Raw genomic sequence first — 2,280 nt, forward strand, 5'->3', positions numbered from 1 at the left:
CCGGTGGGCGGTGCCACCGGCCCGGCGGGTGACGGCGGGTCAGGAGGTGGTGCTCTTGCGGCGCAGGCCGGCCACGCCCAGGGCGGCACCGATCACGCCGACCACGATGCCGACCACACCGAGGGTGCGGGCGGTGCCGTCGGAGCTCTTGGTGCCGCCGGCGGCGGTGCTGTCCTGGGACGCGGTCATCCGGTGGTCGTCGGCGGCCGGCGAGGCGGCGGCGCCGGCCGCGGTGAGCTTCAGCACCGGGGCCGGGTGGGCCGGCTCGGGCTGGCCCTGCTTGGCCTCGTCGATCCAGCGCACCACGGTGCCGTCGTCCTTGGTCTGCAGCGCCTTGAAGACCAGCTGGTCGGTGTCCTTGGGCAGCGGGCCGAGCGAGACCTTGAACTCCTGGAACTGGCCGGGGCCGATCTTGCCGGTGGCGTCGGCGGTCCAGGTGATCTTCGAGACCACGTCGGTGAGGTTGTCGCCGTCGTCGGTCTTCACCGGGGTGGCCAGGTGGGTCTTCTCCACGGCGGCGGTCCAGCCGGGCAGCGGCTGGGTGCTGACCGAGGCGACCGGGTGGTCGGTGGGGAAGCTGACCTCCAGCTTGGTGGTGCTCGCGGTGTCGCTCTCGTCCGGGACCCGGAAGGCGACGGCCGTGTAGCCGCCCTGCTGGGCGGTGCCCGGCTGCACCGTGACGTGCGCGAAGGCCGGGGCGGCGGTGGCCAGCACGGCGGCGGCGGCGAGGACGGCGGCGGCCGCCGGGCGGCGGGCGGGAATGGAACGCATGGGTGCGGTCTCCAACGGGTTCGGGGCAGTCCACTGCCCCGGAAGCGGGGTGGGTGACGGCGTACCGCGCGCCGGGCACCGGTGTGACGGTGCCGCGGAACCGCTCCGACGGAGGGTCAGCGCGCGAGGGCCGGCACCGGCGGACCCCGCCGGACGACGCTGTGCCGCAGGGCCAGCACGACCGGCAGCCGGTGGTCGCCGCGCTCGCGGCGGCGGCGGGCACCGGGGTGCTCGGTCGGGGCGAGCAGGCCGCGCAGCACCGTCGCGACCAGCGCCAGGGCGCGGTGCAGCGGCGCGGTCCACTCGCGCAGTTCGCGGGCGGCCACCCGGCCGGTCAGCCGGACCAGGCGCCAGAGCGCGGCCTCGCCGCGGCGCAGCCACCAGCCGGCGACCAGGGCGGCCAGCAGGTGGCCGGCCAGCATCGCCGGGGTCAGGCCGAAGGACCACCAGGGGGCCGCGGCGGCCGCGTGCTGGTAGGCGTTCGGGTCCAGGCCGGCCGCGCCGACCAGGCGCTCGGCGGTCATCCCCGGCGGCAGCACGTGCGGCAGCCCCGGGGTGTCGTTGCAGACCAGGCGGCTCGCCACCTGATCCAGGGTCAGCCCACCGCCGCCGGCCATCCCGGGCATGTCCGCCATCGCCCCGTGGCCGCCGCCGTGGAAGAGCAGGTGCAGGCCGAGCTGGCCCAGCCCCAGCGCGCCGGCGATCCCGGGCAGCGTGCGCTCCCGGCCGCCGAGCAGCGCGGCCACCGCGCAGACCCCGGCGAAGCCGAGCACCAGGGTGCCCGGGGCGACGCTCCCGCCGCCGGCCAGGCCGTGCCCGGCCGCCGCGATCAGCGTGCAGAACAGGGCGAACGGCACCGCGCGCAGCAGCCGCAGGTCCCAGCCGGCCACGCCGACGGCGCCGCTGGACCGGTCGGTCCGGTCGGCGGCACCCGGGTGCGGTGCGGGGCGGCTGCTCATGGCCGGGCCATCATCTCATCGGTCCCCGCACCGGCCGGGCGGGGGTGGGCGGTGGTCGCCGATTGACCCTTTCGGCCGCGGCGCGCGACCGGGCACCGTGCGCCGCGGCGCACAGCTCGCCGCACCAGTCCATCCGCCGAATGGGGGGACCGGCCGTCGGTGGACGGTTCACGCCGGGATCACGAGGCAATACCTAGTTGTATGTGGAGCCCCAGCCAGGAGGGACCGGTCGTGGACATCTGGTGGACTCTGCACCTCGAGCGCGAGCTGGCCAGCGTGCCGCTGGCCCGCCGCATCCTGCTCGGCACCATGGACAGCGCCGGGGTCGACCCGCAGATCGCGCACGACCTGGCCCTGGCGCTCACCGAGGCCTGCGCCAACGCGGTCGAGCACGCGGTCGGCGACGGCGGCTTCCAGGTCACCGCCCGGTTGTCCGGTGACCTGCTGCGGATCGAGGTGGTCGACCGCGGCCCGGGCCTGCCGGTCGCCCCGCACCTGGTGCCGGCCCGCCGCCCGGCCGCCGCCCGCCCGCTGCTCGCGCACGGCCGCC

Annotated in this window: 3 protein-coding genes; 1 reads left to right on the forward strand and 2 read right to left on the reverse strand. The window is 77.1% G+C overall.

Going from position 1 to position 2,280, the window contains the following annotated elements; genetic code table 11:
* Positions 1-39 precede the first annotated feature (39 nt).
* Together ACFW1A_RS40155 and ACFW1A_RS40160 are read right to left on the reverse strand one after the other, a co-directional pair.
* The gene (locus tag ACFW1A_RS40155; RefSeq protein ID WP_380418628.1) at positions 40-771 is read right to left on the reverse strand and encodes a YcnI family protein; all 732 of its coding nucleotides are present in this window, start codon (positions 769-771) and stop codon (positions 40-42) included.
* Between the two features lie 116 nt (positions 772-887).
* Complete coding sequence (locus ACFW1A_RS40160; protein WP_380418630.1) at positions 888-1,730, reverse strand: hypothetical protein; 843 nt, start codon at positions 1,728-1,730, stop codon at positions 888-890.
* A 231-nt stretch (positions 1,731-1,961) separates the two neighbouring features.
* On the opposite strand from ACFW1A_RS40160, the gene ACFW1A_RS40165 reads away from it, so the two are divergent.
* The coding region (locus ACFW1A_RS40165; protein ID WP_380418632.1) for an ATP-binding protein at positions 1,962-2,280 on the forward strand (319 nt) is incomplete at its 3' end.

It is taken from the genome of Kitasatospora sp. NPDC058965, assembly GCF_042741245.1.
Lineage (GTDB): Bacteria > Actinomycetota > Actinomycetes > Streptomycetales > Streptomycetaceae > Kitasatospora.